Raw genomic sequence first — 24,082 nt, 5'->3', positions numbered from 1 at the left:
ATGTTTTTCGCGCAGAGCGAATTGGAGCGGGTTTTCCACGCTCTTTTTCCGACGGAATGCATAGGACGACGAATAAATGAACGTCTGCGACGGCCGCGTGACGGCAAGCGATTATTGGCCGCCAGCCGAACCAAGGTATTCTCTGACGCTGTCCCCGGTTCTTCGCCGCCACGCGCCCCTATGACCCGATCCACCGATTCCGCCCGCTCCGCGCGTCTTTTCGCCGGACTCATCGCGTTCAACGTGCTCGCGTGGCTCTGGGCGCTCATCGCGTTTCGTCACTATCCGCTGCTCATGGGCACGTCGCTGCTCGCGTATTCGCTCGGGCTTCGCCATGCGGTCGATGCCGATCACATCGCCGCCATCGACAACGTCACGCGCAAGCTGATGCAGCACGGCGAGCGTCCGCTCTCGGTCGGCGTGTTCTTCTCGCTCGGACATTCGACCGTCGTGATGCTCGCGACCGCGCTCATCGCCGCCACCGCGCTCGCCGTGCAGGCGCGCTTCGCGGCGTTCCGCGAGATCGGCGCGCTCATCGGCACGTCGGTGTCGGCGTTTTTCCTGTTCGCCATCGCCGCGATGAATCTGGTCGTGCTGCGCGGCGTGTGGCGCGCCTTCCTGCGCGCGCGCCGCGGCGACGTGCTGAACGACGACGATGCCGACCTGCTCGTCGTCGGAGGCGGCCCGCTCGCGCGCATCGCGCGGCCGCTCTTTGCGCTGATCGGCAAGAGCTGGCATATGTATCCGCTTGGCGTCCTGTTCGGCCTCGGCTTCGATACGGCGACTGAGATCGGGCTGATGGGCATTGCCGCATCGGAGGCGGCGCGCGGCATGCCGGTATGGTCGATCCTCGTGTTCCCGGTGCTGTTCGCAGCCGGCATGTCTCTGATCGATACCGCCGACAGCCTGCTGATGGTCGGCGCGTACGGCTGGGCCTTCATGAAGCCGGTGCGCAAGCTCTACTACAACCTCACGGTGACGCTGGCCTCGGTCGTGATCGCGGTGTTCGTCGGCAGCGTCGAGGCGCTCGGCCTGCTCGCGGATCGGCTGCAACTCAAGGGCGGGCTGTGGGACGTCGCCGCGCGTCTCTCGGACCACTTCGGCGCGCTCGGCTATGCGGTCATCGGCCTCTTCGCCGCATGCTGGCTGGCCTCCGCGCTGCTCTACAAGTGGCGCGGCTACGATGCCGCCGACGACGCGCTCGACTCGGGCATCGCGCGCTAGCTTCGACGTTCGCCTTCGCGCCAGCTTTCGTTTTCCTGATGCGGGCATCGTTTCTGCTGTCGATGAGCGCCTGCCGTTCATCGGTTCCGGCATCGAACGGCTCTCAGGGAGAACAGACCATGGCAGATACGCAGGACGGCTCGCGCGAGGGTTCCGCAGGCGCGGAATCACCGAATCTCGACGATGCACAACGCGAACAGGCGGCCGAGCATTCCACGCCACACGCGCTCGTCATTCACGAAATCGTGCGGGAGGAAGGCGAGGCCGCGATGGAGCGCACCTTCGCCGCGCTGATGTGGTCCGGGCTCGCCGCCGGCCTGTCGATGGGCTTCTCGTTTCTCGTGCAGTCCATACTGGAAAGCGCGGTGCCCGAGTCGCAGTGGAGCCACCTCGTCACGAGCCTTGGCTATACCATCGGCTTCGTGTTCGTCATTCTGGGGCGGCAGCAGTTGTTCACCGAAAGCACGCTGACGGCGGTGCTGCCCGTGCTCACGCGCCGCGACATGAAGACGGTCGCCAAGACCTTGCGCCTGTGGATCATCGTGCTGGTGTTCAACCTGATCGGGACGACGATCTTCGCGAGTCTGCTGCAACTTCCCGGCGTGTTCTCGCCGGACGTGATCGAAGCGCTCGGAAAAGTTGCGAAGGCGCCGTATGCTGGCAGCTTCGGCGTGACGGTGGCGCGGGCGCTGTTCGCGGGCTGGCTGATCGCGTTGATGGTCTGGCTGCTGCCGAGCGCGAGATCGGCGCGTCTGCTCACGATTCTGCTCGTCACCTACACGGTCGCGGTCGCGAAGCTCTCGCACGTGATCGCGGGCTCCGTCGAAGCGGCTTATGGGGTGATGTCGGGCGCGGCCAGCCTTTCCGACTACTTCCTCGTGTTCCTCCTGCCGACGCTCATCGGGAATATTCTCGGCGGCGTGTCGCTCGTGGCGATTGTGAATCACGCCGCCATCGCGCCGGAAATCAACGGCACGGCGCAGAACGCGGACTAAACGGACTAAGCGGACTAAGCCGACGTACGGCGCGGCGCGCTACTTGTTGTTGCCCGCGCCGGTGCCGTACAGGCCGTTGTTAAAGCCGCCGGCGCCGTTCGTCGAGTGTTCCTTGCCGACGGTCTTCCCACGCGATGCGCCCGCCGCGTCCTTCGACTGCGGCTTCTGCGTCTCATGCACTGCGACGCCGGACGGATTGGCCCGCGCGGTCGAATCGGACGTGCGGTTCTCCTGCTGATCCGAGCCTTCCGGCTTCGTGATCTGCGCGCTGGCGCACACGCTGGTTGCGGCGGCGAAGCACGCGAGCAGCGTGGCGGCGATTCGTTTGCGTGATGCGGACATGAGGTCTCCATGCAGTTCGTGAGCCAGGAGCCGAGCACGAACGATGCCTGAGAAGCGCCTCCGCCGTGCCGGCCCGAAGCTCTCGCTGCGAGCCTGCGCGCCCGCCGGCCGGACCGTGCGGGCGATGAGCGTCGCGCACGTGGCGCGAGTGGCGAAAGCGGCGGTCAGGCCGCTTTCGCCCAAAGCCTATTGGTCGACCTTTTGCGGCTGCCGCCGTCGCGCGGATGAATGTGGACGGCATCGAGTGCGGCCCGCAGCGACTGAATGCGCTGCTTCTGCGCGGGCACGAGCGCATAGCCGCTGACGACGGCTGTGAGCCGCTCGCGCCAGTATTCGACGTTGAGCGTTCCGGACGACTGGCTCTTCATCGCGCGAAGCTGCGCCACGGCGCGTTCGATATGCTGCAACTCGACGTCCGCCATCGCCGAGGGCAGCAGGCTGCCCTTGGTCTCGCTCTTCTTCTTCATTGTTGGTCTTCCTCTCAGCCGCGCGGCGTGACGCTGTCTCGCGTCTCCCATCGCACGGGCACCCCGTTCACCCGCGCGCTTTCTATTGAAACGTCGCGGGCGGCCCTTGCTCATTTTCGGAAATTGTTCGGGCGTGACCGGCAGGCGTAATCCGCAGTTCTGCTTGGCGGCTGCCAACGGTACGACCGTTGGCAAAAATGTACGCAACGGAGGCCTGTTGCCTCCGTCTGTCATCGCACACTGATCAAGGGGCTGGCGCGTTTTTCGATGCTGCGCCGCGCCACGCCGGGCATGCAGAGGCGGGCGGCGAGCTTAGTCCGCGTCGTCGGAGGAAGGCTTCTCCGCGCGCTTGCCGCTTCGCCCGATCTGCGCTTCGAGCGCTTCGTCGAGCTTGCTGACCTTGCGCGGTTTGGCGGGTTCGCGTGCGTTGACGAACGCGATGAAGTCATCCATCGGCAATGGGTCGCACAGCTTCTTCGAGCCTTCGGCCGCGCGTTCGACGAGATAGAAGTAGCCGCCCGGCATGCTCACGGCCGCGTAATGCGGATTGCCGCTGCGCGTCTTGAGCCGTTCGACGGCGCTAATGGCTCGTGTCGAGCGCATGCTGCTAGGCCCGTCCGCTCACGGCGCGCACTTCTTGCCCGCGCCTTCGATCCACATGTTCGACACGTGGCGCTCGCCGGGGTAGAAGCGGTAGGTGGTCTCGCCGTTGTCGTAGCGGACCTTGACGACGTTCGAATCGCCGAATTCGAGCATGGTGCCTTGCGGAATCGCCGTCTGCTTGTAGGTGGCGTTGTGTTTCTTCGCTTCGTCGGTGATGCACTGGACGATGCTCGCAACTTCGTTATGCGTCGATGCGGCTTCGACTTCCGGCTGGCCGGCGTCTTCGTTATGAAAGCGGCCGCAAGCCGCGATGAGAAGGGGCAGCGCGAGGGCCGCGGCGAGTTTCTTCATGATCTTCCCGGTATGAGGGTGTGGATTCGAACGCTCCATTAGAGCACAGCGTCTTTACAGTTCGGCGCAGTGTCGATGGCAGCAACCTCCGCGCCCGCACGCGCTGTTCATGCCTGAGCGCGGCGCCTCGCTCACGCGTCCGGCGGCACGCCCAGAAGCGGCAACGTCCCTCCGACGATGCCCGAGAACACCGGCCCCGCGACGGTCCCGCCGTAGTACGCGCCGCCGGATGGCTCGTCGATCATCACGGCGACGATCACGCGCGGATCGCTCATCGGCGCGATGCCGACGAACGACGCGCGATACTTGTTCGCCGCATACGACCGCCCGACTTGCTTGCGCGCGGTGCCCGTCTTGCCGCCCACGCGATAACCTTCGACCGCGGCGGCGCGTCCGGTGCCGTCCGATCCTGTGGCCGCTTCGAGCATGTCGCGCACGGCCGCGGCCGTCGCGGGCTTAACGACCGGCGTGCCCGCGCGGCGCGTTTCGCCGTGGATGAGCGTCGCGGCGTGAAAGCGCCCGTCCGCGGCATACGCCGTGTAGATCTGCGCGATCTGCAAGAGCGAGAGCGACAGGCCGTAGCCGTAGGCCATCGTCGCCTGCTCGATCGGCTTCCAGCGTTCCGGCGCGCGCAGCCGTCCCGTGGCCGCGCCGGGAAACGTCAGTTCCGGCGCCTGTCCGATGCCGTATTCGCGGTACTTGTCCCAGATGGTCCGCGCGGGGATCTTCAGCGCGAGCTGCGTCAGCGCGACGTTGCTCGACATCTGCACGGCCTCCGACACCGTGATGACGCCATGATTCGACGTGTCGTGAATCACGTTCGGCCCGATCTTCAGCGTGCCGGGGTTCGTGTCGATGCGCGTGTCCGGCCGCACGTGACCCAGGTCGATGGCGAGCGCGGCCACGAGCGGCTTGATGGTCGACCCCGGCTCGAAGGTATCCGTGAGGGCGCGGTTGCGAAGCTGCTCGCCCGTGAGACGGCGGCGGTCGTTGGGATCGAAGCTCGGGTAATTGGCGAGCGCCAGCACTTCGCCGTTCTTCGCGTCCAGCACGACGACGCTGCCCGCGCGCGCCCTATGCTTCGCGACAGCCGCCTTGAGTTGCGAATGCGCGAGTTGCTGGATGCGCCGGTCGATCGTCAGGTGGATGGTTTCGCCGTTCTGCGGCATCTCCGTTTCGCCGATCTGCGACACCACGCGCCCGAGCCGGTCGCGGATGACTTCGCGCTGCCCGGCCGAACCGGCGAGGCGCGCGTCCGCGGCAAGCTCCACGCCTTCCTGGCCGCGATCCTCGTTGTCCGTGAAGCCGACGACATGCGCCGCCGATTCGCCTTCGGGATAGAAGCGTTTGGTGTCCGGCACGAGCGTGATGCCCGCGCGACCGATTTCCGCGATGCGCTCGGCCGTCTCTGCCTCCACCTGGCGCTTGAGCAACACGAAGCTGCGATCCGTGCCGATGCGGCGGCTGAGTTCGCTCGCCGGAAAGTCGAGCAGCTTGGCGATGTCGTCGGCGCGGGCGGCGTCGAAACGCTTCGGGCTCGCCCAGACTTCGTACGTGGCGAGGCTGACCGCGAGCATCGCGCCGTTTCTGTCGACGATGCGCCCGCGCGTGGCGTCGAGCGCAAGCGTTCGCTGGTAGCGCTTCTGTCCTTCGCCGATATAGAACGCGTGGTCGACCACCTGCACCCACAGCGCGCGCCCGGCGAGCGCGAGGAACGCGGCGGTGACGCCAGCGAGCACGAACGTCGAACGCCACGCGGGCAGCCGTTGCGCGAGCATGGCGCTGCGATGATGCGTATGGAATTCGCGGCGGCCGCGCGTTTTATTGCTCTTGAACATCGGCGCGATGTGTCAGGCGGGATCGGACTGCGCGAGGCGCGCGAGCGCGGCGTCGAGATCGGACGAAGCGATGGAGCCGTCCGCATCGGGCAGACGAATGCCGAGCTCCTCGCTCAACACGCGCCGAAGCGCTTCGACGCCGACCACTTCGCGATGCGTGGTGCCGTCGCGTTCGTCGTGCAGCGACAGACGCTGGTCGAAGAGACCGTAGCGGCGCCCCGGCGCGAGCCGCGCAGCGAGCAGGTGATGCACGAAGATCGACTGCGGATACGTGGAGACGAAGTAGTTCGACATCTCATAGTCGATGTCGTATTGCGGATCGAAGTCGAAGCGGTAGATGGCCGTCCACATTCCGTCGATCAGCGCTTCCATCCGATAATTCGGCAGGCCCGCATCCCAGTCGATGCGTTGCAGCCTGAACGCGCCGTGCGGCGTGATCTGCTCCAGACCGCCTTGCAGCGCGAGCGGCGCGGAAAGCGTCATGCCGCCGAAGCCGACATCCGCGACGAAGGCGCCTTCGTCCAGCTCTACGACGAGCAGCATGTGCGAGCGCGGCGGCATGACCGACGCATCGCGGCCCCACAGCACGCGGCCCGCGTAGCTTTTCACGCGAAAACCCAGTGCTTCGAGTACGCTGCGGAAAAGCAGATTGTGTTCGTAGCAGTAACCGCCGCGCCGGTTCATGACGAGCTTGCGTTGAATCGAGGCGAGATCGATCCGTACCGGCCGGCCGAGCAGCACGTCGAGATTCTCGAACGGTATCGCCTGCGGATGCAGCAGATGCAGCGCGCGCAGCGTGTCGAGCGTGGGCGCGGGGCGGTCGCCGCCGTTAAAGCCGATGCGTGCGAAGTAGGCGGGCAGGTCGATGAGCGTGTCGGGTGAAGTCATGTCGGTGTTGGCCTCGTGCTGCGAAGTCGCGCAAGCATTCTACGACACGCGAAGCGGAAAATTACAGATAGCCTACGAACGTAACGAGGCGCCGTAAGAAGCGATGCGCGATTGAACTGTGCCGCGTCGCCGGAGGTCTTTCCATTTTCGCTCAACGGATGAGGACACCCACGTCATGCCGAATGATGCAGACAATAGCAGTCAGGCAAGTGCTTCGAAGCCGTCTTCAGCGTCGCCCGCAGCGAAGCGCCGCGCGCCTGCGTGCACGCTCGTGATCTTCGGCGCGGGCGGCGATCTCACGCGGCGGCTTCTGATGCCCGCGCTCTACAACCTGTCCGCCGACGGTCTGCTCGACGACGACATGCAGATCATCGGCGTGAATCACGGCGAGCGCGAGACGTCTGCGTGGCGCGATGAACTAACCGAGTCGCTGCGCAAGTTCGCCGCCGACAAGGCCAGCACTTTCCATACGTCGAAGTTGAACGAAGACGCGTGGAACCGCGTCGCGAACAAGCTCGAATACTTCGCGGGCGAGTTCGACGACGACGGGACCTTCGAGCGGCTCAAAGCGCGTCTCGCCGAGATGAAGAGCCGCAATGTCGTGTTCTATCTCGCGGTTAGCGCGCGGTTCTTTGCACCGATCGCAGAACATCTCGGGCGCGCCGGGCTTCTGGAGGAGCAAGACGGCGCCTTCAGGCGGCTCGTCATCGAAAAGCCGTTCGGCACCGACCTCGCTTCCGCGCAGGCGCTCAACAGCTGCATCCTCGCGTATGCGAAGGAATCGCAGATTTATCGCATCGACCATTTTCTCGGCAAGGACACCGTGCAGAGCATCCTGGCCGTGCGCTTCGCGAACGCCATGTTCGAGCCGGTCTGGCGGCGCGAATACATCGATCACGTGCAGATCACGGCGTCGGAGACCATCGGCGTGGAAGGGCGCGGCAGCTTCTACGAGCAGACCGGCGCGTTCCGCGACATGGTGCCGAACCATCTCTTCCAGCTGCTCGGCATGGTGGCGATGGAACCGCCGAATTCCTTCGACGCCGAAGCCGTGCGCGACAAGAAGGCCGAGGTCTTCGACGCGATGAAACCGCTTTCGGCGCGGGACGTGGTGTTCGGGCAATATGAAGCCGGCGCGGCGGGACCGGGCTATCGCGAAGAGCCGGGCGTCGCGAAGGACAGCCGCACCGAAACCTATGCGGCGGCGCGCGTCTTCATCGAAAACTGGCGCTGGGCCGGCGTGCCGTTCTATCTGCGCACCGGCAAGCGGCTGACGGAGCGCCGCACGGAGATATCGGTGCAACTGAAGGCGGTTCCGTTCCGGCTGTTCCGCGACACGCCCGTCGACGAGCTGACGCCGAACGTCTACACGCTGCGTATCGACCCGGCGCACGGCACGACCTTCGACTTCAACGTCAAGGTGCCGGGTCCTGTGATGCAGGTGGGCGCGGTGCGCTCGTCGTTCGATTACGGCGACTTCTTCGCCGAGCGCGCGAATGTGGGCTATGAAACGCTGCTCTACGACTGCATGCTCGGCGACGAAACGCTGTTTCAGCGCGCGGACAGCATCGAGACGGCGTGGGCGGCGGTGGATCGCGTGCTGCATCCGGAGAGCGAACTGCCGGTGCATGGCTACGCGGCGGGCAGTGCCGGCCCGGAGGCGGCGGACCGTCTGCTCGCCGAAGACGGCCGCGCGTGGCGGCCGCTGACCGACAACCGCAAGAAGAACTGAAATCTGGATAACGACAATGACCAGCGTGAGCACGGACACTCGAACGAAGCAAAGAAAGCGTGCGAGCACCGCGAAGGGCGCGGTGAAGGCGGACCGCATTCTCGCCATCGACATCGGCGGGACGGGGCTTAAGGCCGCGGTGCTGTCCGAAGACGGCGAGATGAAAAGCGAGCGCGTGCGCGTGCCGACGCCCAAGCCCGCGATGCCCGACGTGGTCGTCGATACGCTCGTCGCGCTCGTGCAGCCGATTCTCGCGGAGCCGCCGACGCACATCTCGATCGGCTTTCCTGGCGTGGTGCGCGATAACGTCGTGCTGACCGCGCCGAATCTCGGCAACGAATACTGGCAGCGCGTGCCGCTCGCGGACATGATTTCCCAGCGTCTGGGCGGCATGCCGGCGCGCATGATCAACGATGCCGAAATGCAAGGACTCGCGGCTATCGAAGGTCGTGGTCTGGAGTTCGTGCTGACGCTCGGCACGGGCGCGGGCACCGCGCTCTTTCGCGACGGCGAACTGATGCCGCATCTGGAACTCGCGCATCATCCGGTGTCGAAAAGCCGAACCTACGACGAATACATTGGCAACGCCGCGCGCGAGAAAGCGGGTAACAAGCGCTGGAACCGCCGCGTCGAGAAGGTGCTCGGCATTCTCGACACGCTCGTCAATTTCGACAAGCTCTGGATCGGCGGAGGCAACGCCACGCATCTGAACTTCGAGTTGCCGCCGAACGTGGCGGTCGTATCGAACGCGGCGGGCATCGAGGGCGGCGCGAAGCTGTGGCATCCGCGCTCGGTTCGCGAGACTCGCCAACTCTCCGACTTCAATCAGCGCGAAGGAGCGCCTTCATGAATGCCAATGGCCAATTCGGTTTGCACAGCATAAGCGGCGACGCCGCCGCCGCGTTCGAGGCGCTCGCGCACGTCCAGCTCGTCGTCTCGGACTGCGACGGCACGCTGCTTCACACCGACAAATCGATCAGCGAGCCCGCGAAGGACGCGGTGCGGCGTCTGCGGCAAGCGGGCGTCGAGTTCACCGTCGCGAGCAGCCGGCCGGGCGCGGGCATGCGCTATATCGTAGAGACGCTCGGCGTCGCCATGCCGTATGCGTCGTATAACGGCGGCAATCTCGTTCAGCCGGGCACGTGGGAAGTGCTCGCCGCGCACAAGCTGCCGCGCGATGCCGTGCAGACGTCGCTCGAGGCGCTCGCGTCGGCGGGCGTGGATGCGTGGGTGTTCGTCGGCGACGTGTGGTATCTGACCAATCCCGACGGCGCGTATGTGCCGCGCGAACGGCGCACGGTCGGCTATGACGGCGTGCTCGTGCAGCGTTTCGACGATGTGAATCTCGATGCCGTCGACAAGATCGTCGGTTCGACAGCGGACGCGCCGCTGCTCGAACGCGTCGAAGCGCAGTTGCAGACTCAACTCGAAGGGCGTGCGAACGCGGCGCGCTCGCAGAGCTATTACCTCGACATCACGCATCTGCTCGCCAACAAGGGCGACGCGGTGCGCGAACTGGCGAAGCGCCGGAACGTGCCGCTCGAGCGCGTGGCCGTGCTCGGCGACATGACCAACGATATCGCGATGTTCGAGATCGCGGGGACGTCGATTGCGATGGGACAGGCGTCGGAGGCGGTGCAACGACGCGCGAGCCTCGTCTCGTCGACGAACGACGAGGACGGCTTCGCGGTGGGAATCAACGCGCTCTTGTCGGCGCGTGGATTGTAGCGTGTAGCGTGATATGGCTGGTTTAACGGCGGCGCATCGGCGCGCGGGCTGCACCGCCGCCGCTTGCGCGTTCGTCTTTGTGACGGAAGTTGATGCGGCCCTTCGTCATGTCATACACCGACATTTCCAGCGTCACGCGGTCGCCGGCCAGAATGCGGATGTGGTTCTTGCGCATGCGGCCCGAGGCATACGCGCCGACGACGACGCCATTGTCCAGCGTCACGCGATAGCGGCTGTCGGGAAGCACTTCGTCAACGATACCGTCGAGTTCGATCAGTTCTTCTTTCGCCATTTGAGCTCCTGTTCAAGTAATAGTGGGTGCCGCGCCGCTCGACGCCACGCAACGGCATTCGCGAGTGTTGGCGGGCGACGGTGCGCAGAGCGCATCGCCGCTGCAACGCGTCGGAAGCGAAGTCGGGCGTGAGCCGGCGCGCTCGAACGACGAACGCGCCGCGTCTTGCTTTCAGGCTCGTGGCGAGCTTGACGGCATAGGCCGGAACGACGGAACTCGCCTTCGAGCGGCAAGCCCTGGCCGGCATGACCGGGACGGCGACGCCGGCTCCCTGCGAGGCTTCGACCGAGATTCAGGGCGATGCCGCGAGTGCCGACGTGCGGTGTGATGCGGTGAATGGGTCTGCTGTGACTGGCAGGTGCGGTCAGAAAGCGGAAATACAAGCTACTGAGACAAGCTAGTGACCAAGCACTGAGTCTGCGTCGCGACAGAATCCGTTTAGACAGAGGAAACCGCGCAAAAGTTCCTTGCGCGATGCCCGGCGAGTGATGCTGTGTTCTTGCGATGACTTCGCATCGAACCCGTATTATAACCAACCTGCCTTCTTGAAGCGCCAGTACAGCACGATATCGACCAGCAACATCGCGCCGATGCATGCCGGATAGCCATACGTCCAGTCCAGTTCCGGTATTCGGTGGAAGTTCATGCCGTAGATGCCGGCGATCATCGTCGGGACCGCGAAAAGGGCGGCGAACGAGCCGAGGCGCTTCGTGACTTCGCTTTCCGCCAACGCGATCAGGCCGAGGTTCACCTGAATGGCCGTCACGATCATTTCCCGGCGGCCTTCGATCGTCTTCACGATGCGCAGCAGGTGGTCGTAGACATCCCGAAAATATTCCTGCATGCCCGCGCACACGCCGGGCGGCCGCCCGCCGTAGAGCTTGCTCACGGCTTCGAGCAGCGGCGCCGTGTGATGCTGCATGAGCGTCATGCGGCGCTTGAGCGAGTACAGGTCTTCGATGATCTCGCGCGACGCGGCCGAGCCGTTACGCTCGAAGATGCGTTCTTCCACTTCGTCGAGCGCGTTGCCGAGTGATTCCAGCACGGGGAAATAGCGATCAACGACGGCATCGAGCAGCGCGTACATCACGAACGCCGGGCCGTGCTTGAGCAACTGCGGCTCGCGCTCGCAGCGTTTGCGCACTTCCTGGAACCCTTGCGTGGTGCGGTTGCGCACGGAGATCACGTAGTTGCGCCCGACGAACACGTTGATCTCGCCGACGAGCAGTTCGCCTTCCTCGTCGAATTCGACGGTATGGAACACCGCGAAAAGCGAATCGCCGTACTCCTCGATCTTCGGCCGCTGATGCCCGTGTTGCGCGTCCTCGACGGCCAGTTCATGCAGGCCGAACTGATGCGCCATGTGCGCGAGCTCGCCCGGACCGGGCTCCTTCAACGCGACCCAGATGAACGAGTCGGGCAGGTCCCGGTACGCATTGATGTCGTCGATCTGTACGTCTGCGAGCTTTCGGCCGTTCTGATAAGCCGCGCAATTGACCAGCATGGGGCGCCCTTGTTATCTCGATGTAATCGGCCACGCGCATTTTGCAAGATTGCACGACAGGCGCGGGCGCGCGGACCGTATCGCTGAAATCTTAGCGGATCGCGAAGCGCCACGCGCCCTGTATTTGCACGCGCGCGCGGCGTTCAGCTTGCCGTGTAGTCGAGCTGCGGCACGACTTCCGCGGCGGGCAGCGCAGGTACGTTCGACTGCATCGCGTCGAGCTTGGTCAGCTTGCCTTCGACCGTCGCGCCGACGTCCATGCGCAGCTTCTGATAGTAGATGTTGCCGTGCACATGCGCATTCGACTGGAGCTCGACGAAATGCGTGACCATCACGTCGCCGACCACGCGGCCGTTGATGATGACGTCGTACGCGCTGACGTTGCCGTGAATCGCGCCCTGATCGCTCACGACGAGCAGCGATTCGTCGCCGGCGCGGCCGGTCACGTTGCCGGTCACCTGACCGTCCATGCGCAGTCCTTCGCTGAATTCGAGGTCGCCCGAAATATGGACATTCTGCGCGATCAGGGTGGAGAGCTTGGCCGGCTTGACGCCTTGCGAATCTTTCTTCGATGAGAACATGGCGGTTCCTTGCGATGCGGTAAAGGATGGCTTCCGACGATCACGCGCCATTGCGTGCTCGGTCGGCCGGATGGGTTAGCGTTGCTTCTTCAAAAAGGCGAGGTCGGTCTGCAGCCGCTCGATCTGCGCGGCGCTTTGCATGGCGCGCTGTTCGAGCGCGGCGCGCGCCGCCGTCTGCTGTTCCAGCGCGAACTGCGCATGAGCCAATTCTTCGCGCAGTTTTTGCTCGGAGACGGGCGGCGCGCAGAGCACGTCGAGCTTGCGCGCCTGTTCGTGCGAGGTCTTGAGCGCGTAGCCGGCCGCGACGAGCGCGCCGATCGCGCAGATGGCCGCGATCACGCCGGGGATATACGCGGTGCTGCGCTTGGGCGTGAGCGCATAGGAATGTTGGGTCAGCTTCAGCGAGACCCGCTTCGAATCAGCCTTGCGCATTGGGTTTCTGCCTGAAGAGCATGAGATAAGGCTTCGGATTGAGCTGCGCGCCGCCCACGATCACTTCGAAGTGCAGATGCGGCCCGGTCGAGCGGCCCGTCGAGCCGACTTCGGCGATCTCGTCGCCCGGCATCACGTACTGGCCTTCGGTCACGAGAATGCGCGACGCGTGGCCGTAGCGCGTCACCGTGCCGTTTCCGTGGCGGATATCCACCGCGTTGCCGTAGCCGTTGCGCTCGCCCGCCTGAACGACGCGCCCGCCCGCGCTCGCGAGAATCGGCGTGCCGGTCGGCGCGACGAGATCGAGTCCCGGATGAAAGCTCACGTGTCCGGTGAACGGGTCGATGCGGTTGCCGTACGGCGAGCCGAAATGCGAGCCGGGCGCGGGATCGCGGCCGGGAAACGCCATGTACGCGGTGTAATGCGCGATGGCCTGGCCTTGCAGCTGCGAGAGCGTGTCGCTCAGGCAGCCGATGACCTTTTGCGCATCCTTGAGGCGCTGCGAAGGCGTGCCGTCGTGCGCGCGCTCCGCGTTGCAAAGACGCGGCGGCAGTTCGGGTCCGCCCGCGCCGTCGAGCGCGCTGGCGGCGCCTTCGCTGTCGGGCAGCGGCGGCACGTCGTGCACGCCGGCGGCCGTCCCCGCGCCGGGCGCGGCCTTCAGCCGGGCATCGAAATCGCGCAACTCGCCGACCTGAGCCGCGAGCGCCGCGACGCGCGGCACGAGCGCGCCGATGTCGGCGTCGATGCGCCCGAGCTGCTCGATCTCAAAGGAACGGCGCGACACGAACGCCTGCTCCTCGCCGAGATGACTGCGTGCGAACGTCGTGCCGATGGCAATGCCGAGCGCGAGCGCGGCGATCAGAAGCGCAATCAGTCCGATGACGGCGATGGTCCGAGCCGTGCGCGCCTCGACGAAGCGCACGCGCTGGCTCGACACGGAGCGTCTTGACCAGATGACGAACGACATCAGCGAACGGCGCGCAGTGAGCCGGCGCGAGCGTCCGGACGGGGTTGAATTAGGAGAAAGCTCAATCGATTCACGGAGATAGCAACGCCGCGACGGACGACGCGATGAAGCGGGCCGGCGATTATGCCGCACGGTGCCCGGCGCGCCGACAGTTCGTCGGGATGGCGAATCAAATTAATACGAATCCGGCGGATGATGCCGATTGCCGATGCGTGAACGCATCGGCGGAAAGCGGCCATTAAACCACCTGGGCGCGCGAACAACGTCAAAAAGGTTGAACCTATCTCGAAAGTATGTTCAGGAGGACTTGATGTCCACCCAGCCGATCTCGGGCGCGTCGCCCAAGAGGAACGCGTGGTTCAGCTCGGCGGCCGCGCGCAGGTAGTCCCAGACGGCGGTGATGCGCCTCAGCCGGCGCAAGTCTTCGCGACACGACAGGAAGAACGCGCGCGTCACGACGATCTCTTCCGGCAGCACGGGCACGAGCCGCGCGTCCGGCGACGCCATGAAGCACGGCAGAATGGCGAGCGCGCGTCCCTGCAACGCGGCGTGATACTGCGCGATCGCGCTCGTGCTGCGCCAGCGCGACACCGCGCCCGGCACCGCGCGCTCCAGATACAGCAGTTCGTGACTGAACGCGAGGTCGTCGATATAGCTTGCAAAGCGGTGCTCGCGCAGATCGTCTTTCGCGCGGATCGGCGCGTGGGCGTCGAGATAGCCGGGCGTCGCGTAGAGCTTCAGGCGATAGTCGCAGAGCTTGGTGTAGACGTATTGGCCTTGCTCGGGGCGTTCGAGCGTCACCGCGATATCCGCCTCGCGCTTCGAGAGGCTCACGAAGTGCGGCACCGGCAACAGGTCGATGGTGATGTTCGGATGCGCGTCCTGAAACCGCGCGAGATGCGGCGCGAGAAAGAAGCAGCCGAAGCCTTCCGTTGACCCGACCCGCACGTGGCCCGACAGCGCGTGTCCCGTGTTGGCGATCTGCTCGGCGGCGGATTGCACCGTGGTTTCCATCGCGTCGACGAAGCCGAGCAGTCGCTGGCCCTCCGCGGTCAGCACGAAGCCGCCGCTGCGCGACTTGTCGAAGAGCAGCGTGCCGAGCGCGTCTTCCAGCGCGCGCACGCGCCGCGCGACCGTCGTGTAGTCCACGCCCAGGCGCTTGGCCGCGCCGCTCGCGCGCTGCGTGCGCGCCACTTCGAGGAAATAGCGCAGGTCGTCCCAGTTCAGTTTCGCGGCGTCGAACTTCGGGCCTTTTTGCATATCGGTCGGGTGTTTTTCTAGTGCCAGGGCGGACTTTTGCATAACTATACTCAAAGGCACGAGCCTGCCGAATAGTGCCGAATAGTGCTGAATAGCGGGCCGAGACCTATAACGGAGACGACATGCCTTTCCCCTCGACGCTTTGTCCGCGTCACGCCCGCGCGTCTTCGCTCCTTTCTCCGCACTGTTCCAATCGAAGGAGTCATCCGTGAATATCGTTGCTGAACATCCGGCGCAGGGTGCGCGCCCCGGCGCGTCCGTGCGCACCGCCAAACTGCTGATCGACGGCGCGTTCGTCGAATCGACAACGGGCGAATGGCGGGACATCGTCAATCCGGCGACGCAGGAAATAGTCGGCCGCGTGCCGTTCGCGACGACGGACGAGGTGAACGCCGCGGTCGCCGCCGCGCAGAAGGCGTTCGAGACGTGGCGCACGACGCCGCTCGGCACGCGCATGCGGCTCATGCTTCGCTTTCAGGACCTGATTCGCCAAAACATGAAGCGCATCGCGCAGACGCTGACCGCCGAGCAGGGAAAGACGCTCGCGGACGCGGAAGGCGATATCTTCCGCGGCCTCGAAGTGGTGGAACACGCGTGCGGCATCGGCACGCTGCAAATGGGCGAATTCGCGGAGAACGTCGCGGGCGGCGTCGACACGTACACGCTGCGCCAGCCGATCGGCGTCTGCGCCGGCATCACGCCGTTCAATTTCCCGGCGATGATCCCGCTCTGGATGTTCCCGATGGCGATCGTCTGCGGCAACACCTTCGTGCTGAAGCCGTCCGAACAAGACCCGCTTTCGACGATGGAACTGGTCGAACTGGCGATGGAAGCGGGCGTGCCGCCGGGCGTGCTCAACGTCGTGCATGGCGGCAAAGAGGTGGTCGATGCGCTCTGTACGCATCCGGATATCAAGGCGGTGTCGTTCGTCGGCTCCACGGCGGTCGGCACGCATGTCTACAACCTCGCGAGCCAGCACGGCAAGCGCGTCCAGTCGATGATGGGCGCGAAGAACCACGCAGTCGTGCTCCCGGACGCGAACAAGGAGCAGACGCTCAACGCGCTGGCCGGCGCGGGCTTCGGCGCGGCGGGACAGCGTTGCATGGCGACGTCGGTGGTCGTGCTCGTGGGCGCGTCGAAGGACTGGCTGCCGGACCTCGTCGAACGCGCGCGGTCTCTGAAGGTGAACGCGGGCACGGAGCCGGGCGCGGACTTGGGGCCGGTCGTGTCGCGCGCGGCGAAGGAGCGGATTCTCGGCATGATCGCGAAAGGCGTGGAAGAGGGCGCGACGCTTGCGCTCGACGGCCGCGATATCACCGTGACCGGCTACGAGAACGGCAACTTCATCGGCCCGACCATTTTCTCGGACGTGACCACCGACATGGCCATCTACAAGACGGAGATCTTCGGGCCGGTGCTGTGCGTGCTCGAAGCGGCCACGCTCGACGACGCCATCGCGCTCGTCAACCGCAATCCGATGGGCAACGGCGTCGGTCTCTTCACGCAGAGCGGGGCGGCGGCGCGCAAGTTTCAGAGCGAGATCGACATCGGACAAGTGGGCATCAACATTGCGATTCCGGTGCCGGTGCCGTCGTTCAGCTTCACGGGTTCGCGCGGCTCCAAGCTCGGCGATCTCGGGCCGTACGGCAAGCAGGTCGTGCAGTTCTACACGCAGACGAAGACGGTCACGGCGCGCTGGTTCGACGACGCCACCGTGAACGACGGCGTCAACACGACCATTTCGCTCCGATAACGACAAGGAGACACGCGATGCGAATCGGTTTTATCGGACTGGGGCACATGGGCGGCCCGATGGCCGCGAATCTGCTGAAGGCGGGGCACGCGGTGACGGCTTTCGATCTCTCGCCGCCCGCGCTCGACGCGGCCAAAACGGCGGGCGCGACGCTCGCCAATTCGCCGCGCGCCGCATCGGAAGGCGCGGAAGTCGTGATCACGATGCTGCCCGCCGCGCCGCACGTCAAAGCCGTCTATTTGAACGATGACGGCGTGCTGGCGGGCGTAAGCGCGGGCGTGCCGCTCATCGACAGCAGCACGATCGATCCGGCCACCGCGAAGCTCATCGGCGAGGCCGCGGCGGCGCACGGCAATCCGTTCGCGGATGCGCCGGTGTCGGGCGGCGTGGTCGGCGCGCAGGCGGGCACGCTCACCTTCATGGTCGGCGCGGACGAGGCGCTCTTCGAAACGCTGCGGCCGGTGCTTTCGGGCATGGGCAAGAACATGGTGCGCTGCGGCGAGACGGGCACCGGACAGATCGCGAAGATCTGCAACAACCTCTTGCTCGGCATCTCGATGATCGGCGTCGCCGAAGCGATGAAGCTCGGCGAAACGCTGGGCATCGATCCTTCGAAGCTGGCTGCGATCATCAACACGTCGACGGGGCGGTGCTGGAGTTCGGATACGTGTAATCCGTATCCGGGTATTGTCGAGACAGCGCCGGCATCGCGCGGTTATAGCGGCGGCTTCGGCGCGGACCTGATGCTGAAGGATCTCGGCCTCGCCGTGGATGCGGCGCGCGGCGCAAAGCAGCCTGTTTTCATGGGCGCAATCGCGCAGCAACTCTATCAATCGATGAGTCAGCAAGGTCTCGGCGGACTCGATTTTTCAGGCATCATCAAGTTATACGGCAAGCATTTATGAGCGGATTCGGCACGCACGTGCGTGCCGAATCTGAGAGCCGGAATAACTGCTTTATTAAGTTGCACTGCACAATGCTTCGCGCTGTGGCTTACTGGACGGAGTCATCGGGATTACGATGATTCGCTTTCCAAAAAAATGTCCTATTCTGAAAGCACGACGCGCGTGTGCCGTTCAGTTCCACACCAGGAGAAACGGTGTCGCGCGCGCCTCCGATGCAGGCGACGAGCCCGGTCTTTCGGGCGATCAGATGAGGAGCACGCGATGCAAGTTACACGTCATTTGAATATGGAACTCCGGCATGCCACGATGCCGACTTACGTAGCCAGCTATTTCTTTCCGTTGCTGCTTTTGGCATACGAAGCCTGGCGAGTGGGATCCTGGGTTGCGGTGAACGGCTTCAACTTCATGAACTTCAATGCGATGGGCTACGAGTTCGCATTGATGATCGCCGTGTTCGCCATGCAGGTTATCGTGGAAATCGCGTTCCTCGCGGGGGCCGTGCTGACGCGCCATAAAGATGTCGGCCACCGGCTGGCAAATCTGCTGCTTGGGCTGTTTTGCTCGATGGTCGTGCTCGGCTTCGACCTTGCGCTGCAATATGGGTTGAGCGGAAGCTGATCCATGGCGTAGTTTCTTTCGTCACAAAGCAAAGGCCGGCTGTTTCGACAGCCGGCCTTTGTCTTTTTCCGCAGCGCGTCGTACTAGCAGCCCGCCGCGCTCGCGAGGTTTGGCGGCTTGGCGGCGCGTTCGGCGTACCACTTGTTGCTGGCGTCGCGCAATGCGGTGCGCAAGCCTTCCTCGACGACCGGGTGATAGAACGGCAGCTTCAGCGCGTCGTCGAGCGTCAGTTCGAGCTGAATCGCCCAGGCGAGCAAATGGCCGACGTGCTCGAGCGCCGGGCCGCAGCCTTGCGCGCCGCGCAGTCGGCCGGTTTTCGCGTCGGCGTAGACGTGCAGCAGGCCGCGGTTCTGGCGCATGACGCGGCTGCGTCCCTGCGTTTCGAACGACACCGCGCCCGTCACCGTCATCTGCTTGTCGAGCGATTCGTACGACGCGCCGACGATCACGACTTGCGGCTCGCAGAACACGATCGAGAACGGAATCTTGCGCTTCACCGGCTGCACGTCGGGGAAACGCGCGGCGTTTTCGCCGGCGAGCTTGCCTTCGTCGGCGGCGTCCTGGAGCCACGGACGCGTGCCGTCGCAGTCACCGGCGATAAAGATAGCGCTGTCGCCGCACTGCATCGTGGATTCGTCGAAGCGCGGCACGCCCTTTTCGTTCAGTTCGATGCCGGCGTGTTCCAGCGCGAGCGGCTTCAGATTCGGCGCGCGGCCCGTGGCGGCGAGCACGAGGTCGAATTGTTCGGTGCGCGTGGCGCCGTCGCGTGACTTGAAGCGCAGCGTCGGCCGGCCGTCTTGCAACGACATATCCTCGATTCGGCCGTCCGGATCGAGATAGAACTCGTCGGCGAGCGCAGCCGTCAGCGCTTCGCGCACGGGCGTGTCGGAGAGCGCCGCCACGCTGCCGCCCTTGCCGAACATGAAGACTTCCACCGACAGTCTCGCGAGCGCCTGCCCCAATTCCAGCGAAAGCGGACCGGTGCCGAACACGGCCATGCGCTTGGGCAGCCTGCGCAGTTCGAAGAGATCGTCGCTCGTGATGAGCTTGTCGCCGAAGACTCTGAGCTCGTCGGGCACGCTGGCCGCCGCGCCCGTCGCGATGACGACGCTTTTCGCCTCGACCCGCGTGCTTTCGCCGACGCGCAGACGCCCCGGCGCTTCGAAGCGCGCCTGTCCGCGCAGCAATGAGCCGTCCGGGAACGCGTCGATTTCCTCGACGATGCCGCGCACGAAGTGATCGCGCTCCCCGCGCACGTACTCCATGACGCGCGCCGAGTCGGCATCGAGGGCGTGCGTGCCTTCGATGCCGCGCGCCGCGAGCGAGCGGGCGTCGTGCAGGCCGTTCGCGGCGGCGAGCAGCAACTTCGACGGCATGCAGCCGACGCGCGCGCACGTCGTTCCGAGTTCGCCGCTTTCGATCAGCACTGCCTTCACGCCCGCATCGCGCGCCGCGCGAAACGCGGCCATGCCCGCCGTGCCCGCGCCGATCACGGCGACATCCACTTCGATCGTGTTCATAGGCGGATCAGCCGTTGTCGGCGAAGCCCGGATACAGCGTCATGCCCCCATCGACGAAGAGCGTCGTGCCGACGACGTAATCGCTGTCATCGGACGCGAGCCAGACGGCGGCGCGGCCGATGTCGTCCACCTCGCCGATCCGTCCGTACGGCACGAGTGTCAGCAGGCGGTCGAGCGCTTCCTTCGAATCCCACGCGTCCTGGTTGATCGGCGTGCGGATCGCGCCCGGTGCGATCGAATTGACGCGAATGCGCTGCGGCGCGACCTCCTGCGCGAGCGACTTCATCAGCATCTGAATGCCGCCCTTGGACGAAGCGTAGTTCACATGCCCCGCCCACGGAATGACTTCGTGCACCGAACTCATGCAGATGATCTTGCCGAGCGCCTTCGACACCGGCCGCGGCCCGCGCCGCACGAACTCGCGCACCGCGCGCTGCGCCGTCAGGAATTGCCCGGTCAGATTCGTGTCGATGACCTTGCGCCACTGATCGAGCGTCATGTCGACGAACTTCGCGTCCTGCTGCAATCCCGAATTCGCGACGACGATATCCACCGTGCCGTAGCGTTGCACGACGGCGTCGAACATGGCGTCGACGGCTCTCTCGTCCGAAACGTCCGCGCCGACGGCGAACGCCTCGCCGCCGAGCGCCGCAATCTCGTCGGCCAGCTTTTCAGCCGGCTCCGCGTGCGAGTGATAGTTGATGGCGACGTGCGCGCCGGCGTCCGCCAGCGCCTTCGCGACGCCCGCGCCGATGCCGGAGCTGCCGCCGGTCACGAGCGCAATCTGGCCTGCGAGGGCTTTTTGCATGAGCCTTCCTGATGTCGGTTGATTCGATGTGAAGCCGCAGCAAGGTGCGCGCCCGACATGCGACGCATTCTCACGCGCCGAGGAGTTGCCGGTAGACCTCGGCGTAACGTTGCGCCGCCGTCTCCCAGCCGAAGTTCTGCGTCATCGCGCGCTTGACGACCGTCTTCCACTCGGTGCGCCGCGCCTTCAGCGCAAACGCACGGCGAATCGAAGCGACCATGCCCGCGCGCTGGAACCGGTCGAAAACGAAGCCGGTGGCCGTGTCGTCGGCGAGATTCTCGAGCGAGCAATCGACGACCGTATCCGCGAGGCCGCCCACGCAATGCACGAGCGGCAACGAACCGTAGGCGAGCGCGTACAACTGCGTGAGCCCGCAGGGTTCGAAGCGCGACGGCACCATCACGACGTCGCTGCCCGCGATGATCGAATGCGAGAGCGTTTCGTCGAAGCCCAGCTCGACCGCCACCGCGCCCGGATGCGCCGCCGCGGCGTTCTTGAGGCCGGTTTCCAGCGCCGGGTCGCCGGTGCCGAGCACGACGAGCTGCCCGCCGCGCTGCACGATCTCGGGCACCGCCGACAGCAGCAGATCGATGCCTTTCTGCTCGGTGAGCCGGCTGACGACGCCGAAGAGCAGCGCGTCGTCGTCGCGTTTGAGTCCCATGCGCTCCTGTAGCGCCGTCTTGCACTTGCTCTTGCCGGCGGGTTTCGCGGCGGTATAGCGGGTGGCGATCGCGTCGTCGATAGCGGGGCTCCAGATCGCATAGTCGACGCCGTTCAGAATGCCGCTGATGTCGTGCGTGCGCGTTTGCAGCAGGCCGTGCAGGCCCGCGCCCTGCGCTTGCGTCTGGATTTCGCGGGCGTAGGTCGGGCTGACAGTCGTGATGCGGTCCGCGTAGTACAGGCCGGCTTTGAGAAACGACGTCTGGCCGTAGAATTCGACGCCCTCGACCGCGAAGAAATCGGCCGGCAATTGCAGCGCGCCGAATTGCGACGTGGGAAAGACGCCCTGATACGCCAGGTTGTGCACGGTCATGACGGTCGGCACGCGCGGCGAGCCGCCACGCTCGAACGCGCGCAGATACGCGGGCGCGAGGCCCGCGTGCCAGTCGTGCGCATGGACGATATGCGGCCGCCACGCGGGATCGGCGCCCGTCGCGATGCGCGCGGCGCTCCAGCCGAGCAGCGCGAAGCGGCGGTCGCTGTCGGCGTACGGCTTGTGCGACGCGTCCAGATACGGATTGCCCGGCCGATCATAGAACTGATCGGCCCGCACCACATAGACCACGACGCCGTGCGGCTGTAACACGCCGCGTTCGAGGCGCACGTCGCCGGCGCCGAATGCCGCGCCGAGGCTCGTCACCGGCTGGATATCGGAGAGCCCGGCGATCACGGCCGGAAAGCCGGGCAGCACGACGCGCACGTCCGCGCCGAGTTGCGATTGCGCCGGCGGCAGCGCGCCGACCACATCGGCGAGGCCGCCGGTTTTCAGAAGCGGAAACATCTCTGCTGCGACATGCAGCACGCATACGGTCATCGGCGCTCCCGTCGATTATGGTTGACTGCGTTATCGGGCGAGCGGCGCGCCCGCCCCCGGTCCGGCCTGGACTCGCGATCAGCGCTCGGCGAGCCGCGCGAGGGCATCGCGCGTGACGAGCGTGACGCCCGACTCGGTGCGGAAGAACCGCGCGGCGTCTTCTTCGGGATCCTCGCCGATCACGAGACCCTCGGGCACCGTGCAGCCCCGGTCGATCACCACGCGCTGCAACCGGCAACTCGGACCCACCGTCACCTGAGGCAACAAGACTGCCTCATTGATGTTACAGAACGAGTGCACGCGCACCGCCGACGAAAACACCGACTTCGACACCTGCGAGCCGGAGATTACGCAGCCGCCGCAGACCAGCAGATTCGTGATCGCGCCTTGCTGGCCGTTCAGGTCGCGCACGAACTTGCCGGGCGGCAACTGTTCCTGATTGGTCCAGATCGGCCACTTGCGGTCGTAGAGATCGAGTTGCGGAATGGTTGAGGCGAGATCGAGATTCGCGGCCCAGTAGGCATCGACGGTGCCGACATCGCGCCAGTAGGCGGGCGCGTTCGGATCGTTGTCGGACGTGACGCAGGACATGCCGAACGGATGCGCGATCGCCCGGCCGCTCGTCACGACGCGCGGAATGATGTCCTTGCCGAAATCGTGGTCCGTGCTCGACGCGGCGATGTTCTCTTCGAGCAGGTGATACAGATACTTCGCGCTGAACACGTAGATGCCCATGCTCGCGAGCGCGATGTCGGGCTTGCCCGGCATGGCGGGCGGATCGGCGGGCTTCTCCAGGAAAGCGGTGACGCGGCGGTTCTCGTCCACGTGCATCACGCCGAAGGCCGTCGCTTCCATGCGCGGCACTTCGATGCAGCCGACCGTGCAGTCCGCGCCGCTCTCGACGTGGTCGAGCACCATGCGCGTGTAGTCCATCTTGTAGACGTGATCGCCCGCGAGCACGATGATGAATTCCGGCGCGATCGACCGGATGATGTCGAGGTTCTGGAACACGGCGTCGGCCGTGCCGCGATACCAGCTCGAATCGACGCGCTGCTGCGCCGGCCAGATGTCGATGAATTCGTTGAACTCGCCGCGCAGGAAACCCCAGCCGCGCTGAAGATGGCGCAACAGCGAATGCGCCTTGTACTGCGTGACCACCGCGATGCGGCGAATGCCCGAATTCAGGCAATTGGACAGCGCGAAATCGATGATGCGGTATTTGCCGCCGAAGTGGACGGCGGGTTTGACCCGTTTGTCCGTGAGCGGCCCGAGACGCGTGCCGCGACCGCCCGCGAGGACGATTGCGAGCGTGGACTTCTGCAAGTCGGTGCGATTCTTTGACGGCGTCTCCATGTCGGCTCCTGATTTTGACCTGCGTCTGTTGATGTCGTGTGGATGCTAGGCGGTGCTTCGATCCTCGAGGGTTTGGCGGCCGCTGCGTCGGGCGGTGCGCGCGTTGATGTTCGTAGCATTATCGGCGCGCGTTCGAATCCTGCGGGGCTGGCGTTCGAATTTTTGTTGCCGGCAGGCATTGGTCGTCGAGCGCACTGAGCAAGGCACATGCCAGAGCGCGTGTCGCGAAGCGCGGGGTGTGACGCGGCGGCGCTGTTGCATGCGCGCGACTGGACAAAATGCGGCGCCGCAATTTATAACGAGCACGCGATGCCGCGCGGGGCGTTGGGGCGGCACAATACAGAACGTACCGCCGATCCATCCTGACCGCTCTCACGCAATCCCGGA

Annotated in this window: 24 protein-coding genes; 8 read left to right on the top strand and 16 right to left on the bottom strand. The window is 65.2% G+C overall.

The window, feature by feature from the left end; genetic code table 11:
- Positions 1-180: 180 nt before the first annotated feature.
- On the top strand, positions 181-1,224 hold the full coding sequence (locus JYK05_RS17515; protein ID WP_206468496.1) for a HoxN/HupN/NixA family nickel/cobalt transporter: 1,044 nt from the start codon (positions 181-183) through the stop codon (positions 1,222-1,224).
- Positions 1,225-1,343: 119 nt separating this feature from the next.
- Positions 1,344-2,219 (top strand): formate/nitrite transporter family protein, encoded by an 876-nt coding sequence (locus tag JYK05_RS17510; protein WP_206468495.1) that lies wholly within the window; start codon positions 1,344-1,346, stop codon positions 2,217-2,219.
- 39 nt (positions 2,220-2,258) lie between these two features.
- On the opposite strand, the gene JYK05_RS17505 is transcribed toward JYK05_RS17510, so the two are convergent.
- The 6 genes from JYK05_RS17505 to JYK05_RS17480 all read right to left on the bottom strand — a co-directional run bounded on the left by JYK05_RS17505 (position 2,259) and on the right by JYK05_RS17480 (position 6,708).
- Positions 2,259-2,561 carry a beta-xylosidase gene (locus tag JYK05_RS17505; protein ID WP_175941906.1) on the bottom strand — a complete coding sequence of 101 codons (303 nt, stop codon included), beginning with the start codon at positions 2,559-2,561 and terminating at the stop codon, positions 2,259-2,261.
- A gap of 164 nt (positions 2,562-2,725) precedes the next feature.
- Entirely contained in the window at positions 2,726-3,028 is a 303-nt protein-coding gene (locus JYK05_RS17500; RefSeq protein WP_206468494.1) for a hypothetical protein, read from the bottom strand.
- Between the two features lie 312 nt (positions 3,029-3,340).
- The gene (locus JYK05_RS17495; RefSeq protein WP_206468493.1) at positions 3,341-3,631 is read right to left on the bottom strand and encodes a hypothetical protein; all 291 of its coding nucleotides are present in this window, start codon (positions 3,629-3,631) and stop codon (positions 3,341-3,343) included.
- Positions 3,632-3,649: 18 nt separating this feature from the next.
- Positions 3,650-3,982: a hypothetical protein gene (locus tag JYK05_RS17490; protein WP_175941900.1), complete on the bottom strand. Its 333-nt coding sequence runs from the start codon at positions 3,980-3,982 to the stop codon at positions 3,650-3,652.
- A gap of 131 nt (positions 3,983-4,113) precedes the next feature.
- Positions 4,114-5,820 (bottom strand): penicillin-binding protein 2, encoded by a 1,707-nt coding sequence (locus JYK05_RS17485; protein WP_206468491.1) that lies wholly within the window; start codon positions 5,818-5,820, stop codon positions 4,114-4,116.
- 12 nt (positions 5,821-5,832) lie between these two features.
- Positions 5,833-6,708, bottom strand: coding sequence for an arylamine N-acetyltransferase (locus tag JYK05_RS17480; RefSeq protein WP_206468489.1), 876 nt, complete (start codon positions 6,706-6,708; stop codon positions 5,833-5,835).
- Positions 6,709-6,883: 175 nt separating this feature from the next.
- On the opposite strand from JYK05_RS17480, the gene zwf reads away from it, so the two are divergent.
- From zwf to JYK05_RS17465, 3 genes are read left to right on the top strand one after another with little or no spacing between them, the layout of a single operon-like run.
- Positions 6,884-8,440 carry a glucose-6-phosphate dehydrogenase gene (zwf, locus tag JYK05_RS17475; protein ID WP_206468487.1) on the top strand — a complete coding sequence of 519 codons (1,557 nt, stop codon included), beginning with the start codon at positions 6,884-6,886 and terminating at the stop codon, positions 8,438-8,440.
- A 16-nt stretch (positions 8,441-8,456) separates the two neighbouring features.
- Positions 8,457-9,290 carry an ROK family protein gene (locus JYK05_RS17470; RefSeq protein WP_206468485.1) on the top strand — a complete coding sequence of 278 codons (834 nt, stop codon included), beginning with the start codon at positions 8,457-8,459 and terminating at the stop codon, positions 9,288-9,290.
- Positions 9,287-10,168, top strand: coding sequence for an HAD family hydrolase (locus JYK05_RS17465; protein WP_206468483.1), 882 nt, complete (start codon positions 9,287-9,289; stop codon positions 10,166-10,168). The genes JYK05_RS17470 and JYK05_RS17465 overlap by 4 nt, the downstream gene beginning before the upstream one ends.
- A gap of 22 nt (positions 10,169-10,190) precedes the next feature.
- Here the strand turns inward: JYK05_RS17465 and infA are convergent, their stop codons facing one another.
- The 6 genes from infA to JYK05_RS17435 form a co-directional block, all read right to left on the bottom strand.
- Positions 10,191-10,460: a translation initiation factor IF-1 gene (gene infA / locus JYK05_RS17460; protein WP_175941889.1), complete on the bottom strand. Its 270-nt coding sequence runs from the start codon at positions 10,458-10,460 to the stop codon at positions 10,191-10,193.
- A 526-nt stretch (positions 10,461-10,986) separates the two neighbouring features.
- On the bottom strand, positions 10,987-11,964 hold the full coding sequence (gene corA / locus JYK05_RS17455) for a magnesium/cobalt transporter CorA (protein ID WP_206468481.1): 978 nt from the start codon (positions 11,962-11,964) through the stop codon (positions 10,987-10,989).
- Positions 11,965-12,107: 143 nt separating this feature from the next.
- Positions 12,108-12,545 carry a polymer-forming cytoskeletal protein gene (locus JYK05_RS17450; protein WP_206468479.1) on the bottom strand — a complete coding sequence of 146 codons (438 nt, stop codon included), beginning with the start codon at positions 12,543-12,545 and terminating at the stop codon, positions 12,108-12,110.
- Between the two features lie 75 nt (positions 12,546-12,620).
- Positions 12,621-12,977 (bottom strand): hypothetical protein, encoded by a 357-nt coding sequence (locus JYK05_RS17445; RefSeq protein ID WP_206468477.1) that lies wholly within the window; start codon positions 12,975-12,977, stop codon positions 12,621-12,623.
- Positions 12,964-13,944: a M23 family metallopeptidase gene (locus JYK05_RS17440; protein WP_206468475.1), complete on the bottom strand. Its 981-nt coding sequence runs from the start codon at positions 13,942-13,944 to the stop codon at positions 12,964-12,966. The genes JYK05_RS17445 and JYK05_RS17440 overlap by 14 nt, the downstream gene beginning before the upstream one ends.
- A 297-nt stretch (positions 13,945-14,241) precedes the next feature.
- Positions 14,242-15,204, bottom strand: a complete 963-nt coding sequence (locus tag JYK05_RS17435; RefSeq protein ID WP_206468473.1) for a LysR family transcriptional regulator — start codon at positions 15,202-15,204, stop codon at positions 14,242-14,244.
- A 208-nt stretch (positions 15,205-15,412) separates the two neighbouring features.
- On the opposite strand from JYK05_RS17435, the gene JYK05_RS17430 reads away from it, so the two are divergent.
- The 3 genes from JYK05_RS17430 (at position 15,413) to JYK05_RS17420 (ending at position 18,480) form a co-directional block, all read left to right on the top strand.
- The gene (locus JYK05_RS17430; protein ID WP_206468471.1) at positions 15,413-16,957 is read left to right on the top strand and encodes a CoA-acylating methylmalonate-semialdehyde dehydrogenase; all 1,545 of its coding nucleotides are present in this window, start codon (positions 15,413-15,415) and stop codon (positions 16,955-16,957) included.
- Positions 16,958-16,974: 17 nt separating this feature from the next.
- Positions 16,975-17,862, top strand: coding sequence for a 3-hydroxyisobutyrate dehydrogenase (gene mmsB / locus JYK05_RS17425; RefSeq protein ID WP_206468469.1), 888 nt, complete (start codon positions 16,975-16,977; stop codon positions 17,860-17,862).
- 261 nt (positions 17,863-18,123) lie between these two features.
- Positions 18,124-18,480, top strand: coding sequence for a hypothetical protein (locus JYK05_RS17420; RefSeq protein ID WP_206468467.1), 357 nt, complete (start codon positions 18,124-18,126; stop codon positions 18,478-18,480).
- 83 nt (positions 18,481-18,563) lie between these two features.
- Here the strand turns inward: JYK05_RS17420 and JYK05_RS17415 are convergent, their stop codons facing one another.
- From JYK05_RS17415 to glgC, 4 genes are all read right to left on the bottom strand, one after another.
- Positions 18,564-20,000, bottom strand: a complete 1,437-nt coding sequence (locus tag JYK05_RS17415) for a dihydrolipoyl dehydrogenase (RefSeq protein ID WP_206468465.1) — start codon at positions 19,998-20,000, stop codon at positions 18,564-18,566.
- A 7-nt stretch (positions 20,001-20,007) separates the two neighbouring features.
- Positions 20,008-20,808: an SDR family oxidoreductase gene (locus JYK05_RS17410; protein WP_206468463.1), complete on the bottom strand. Its 801-nt coding sequence runs from the start codon at positions 20,806-20,808 to the stop codon at positions 20,008-20,010.
- Between the two features lie 70 nt (positions 20,809-20,878).
- Positions 20,879-22,342 (bottom strand): glycogen synthase GlgA, encoded by a 1,464-nt coding sequence (gene glgA, locus JYK05_RS17405; protein WP_206468461.1) that lies wholly within the window; start codon positions 22,340-22,342, stop codon positions 20,879-20,881.
- Positions 22,343-22,420: 78 nt separating this feature from the next.
- Positions 22,421-23,695, bottom strand: coding sequence for a glucose-1-phosphate adenylyltransferase (glgC, locus tag JYK05_RS17400; protein WP_206468459.1), 1,275 nt, complete (start codon positions 23,693-23,695; stop codon positions 22,421-22,423).
- Positions 23,696-24,082: the final 387 nt, after the last annotated feature.

Source organism: Caballeronia sp. M1242 (genome assembly GCF_017220215.1).
Taxonomy (GTDB): domain Bacteria; phylum Pseudomonadota; class Gammaproteobacteria; order Burkholderiales; family Burkholderiaceae; genus Caballeronia.
Note: the sequence above shows the minus strand (reverse complement) of the source record. Positions and strands in the feature narration are given on the sequence as shown.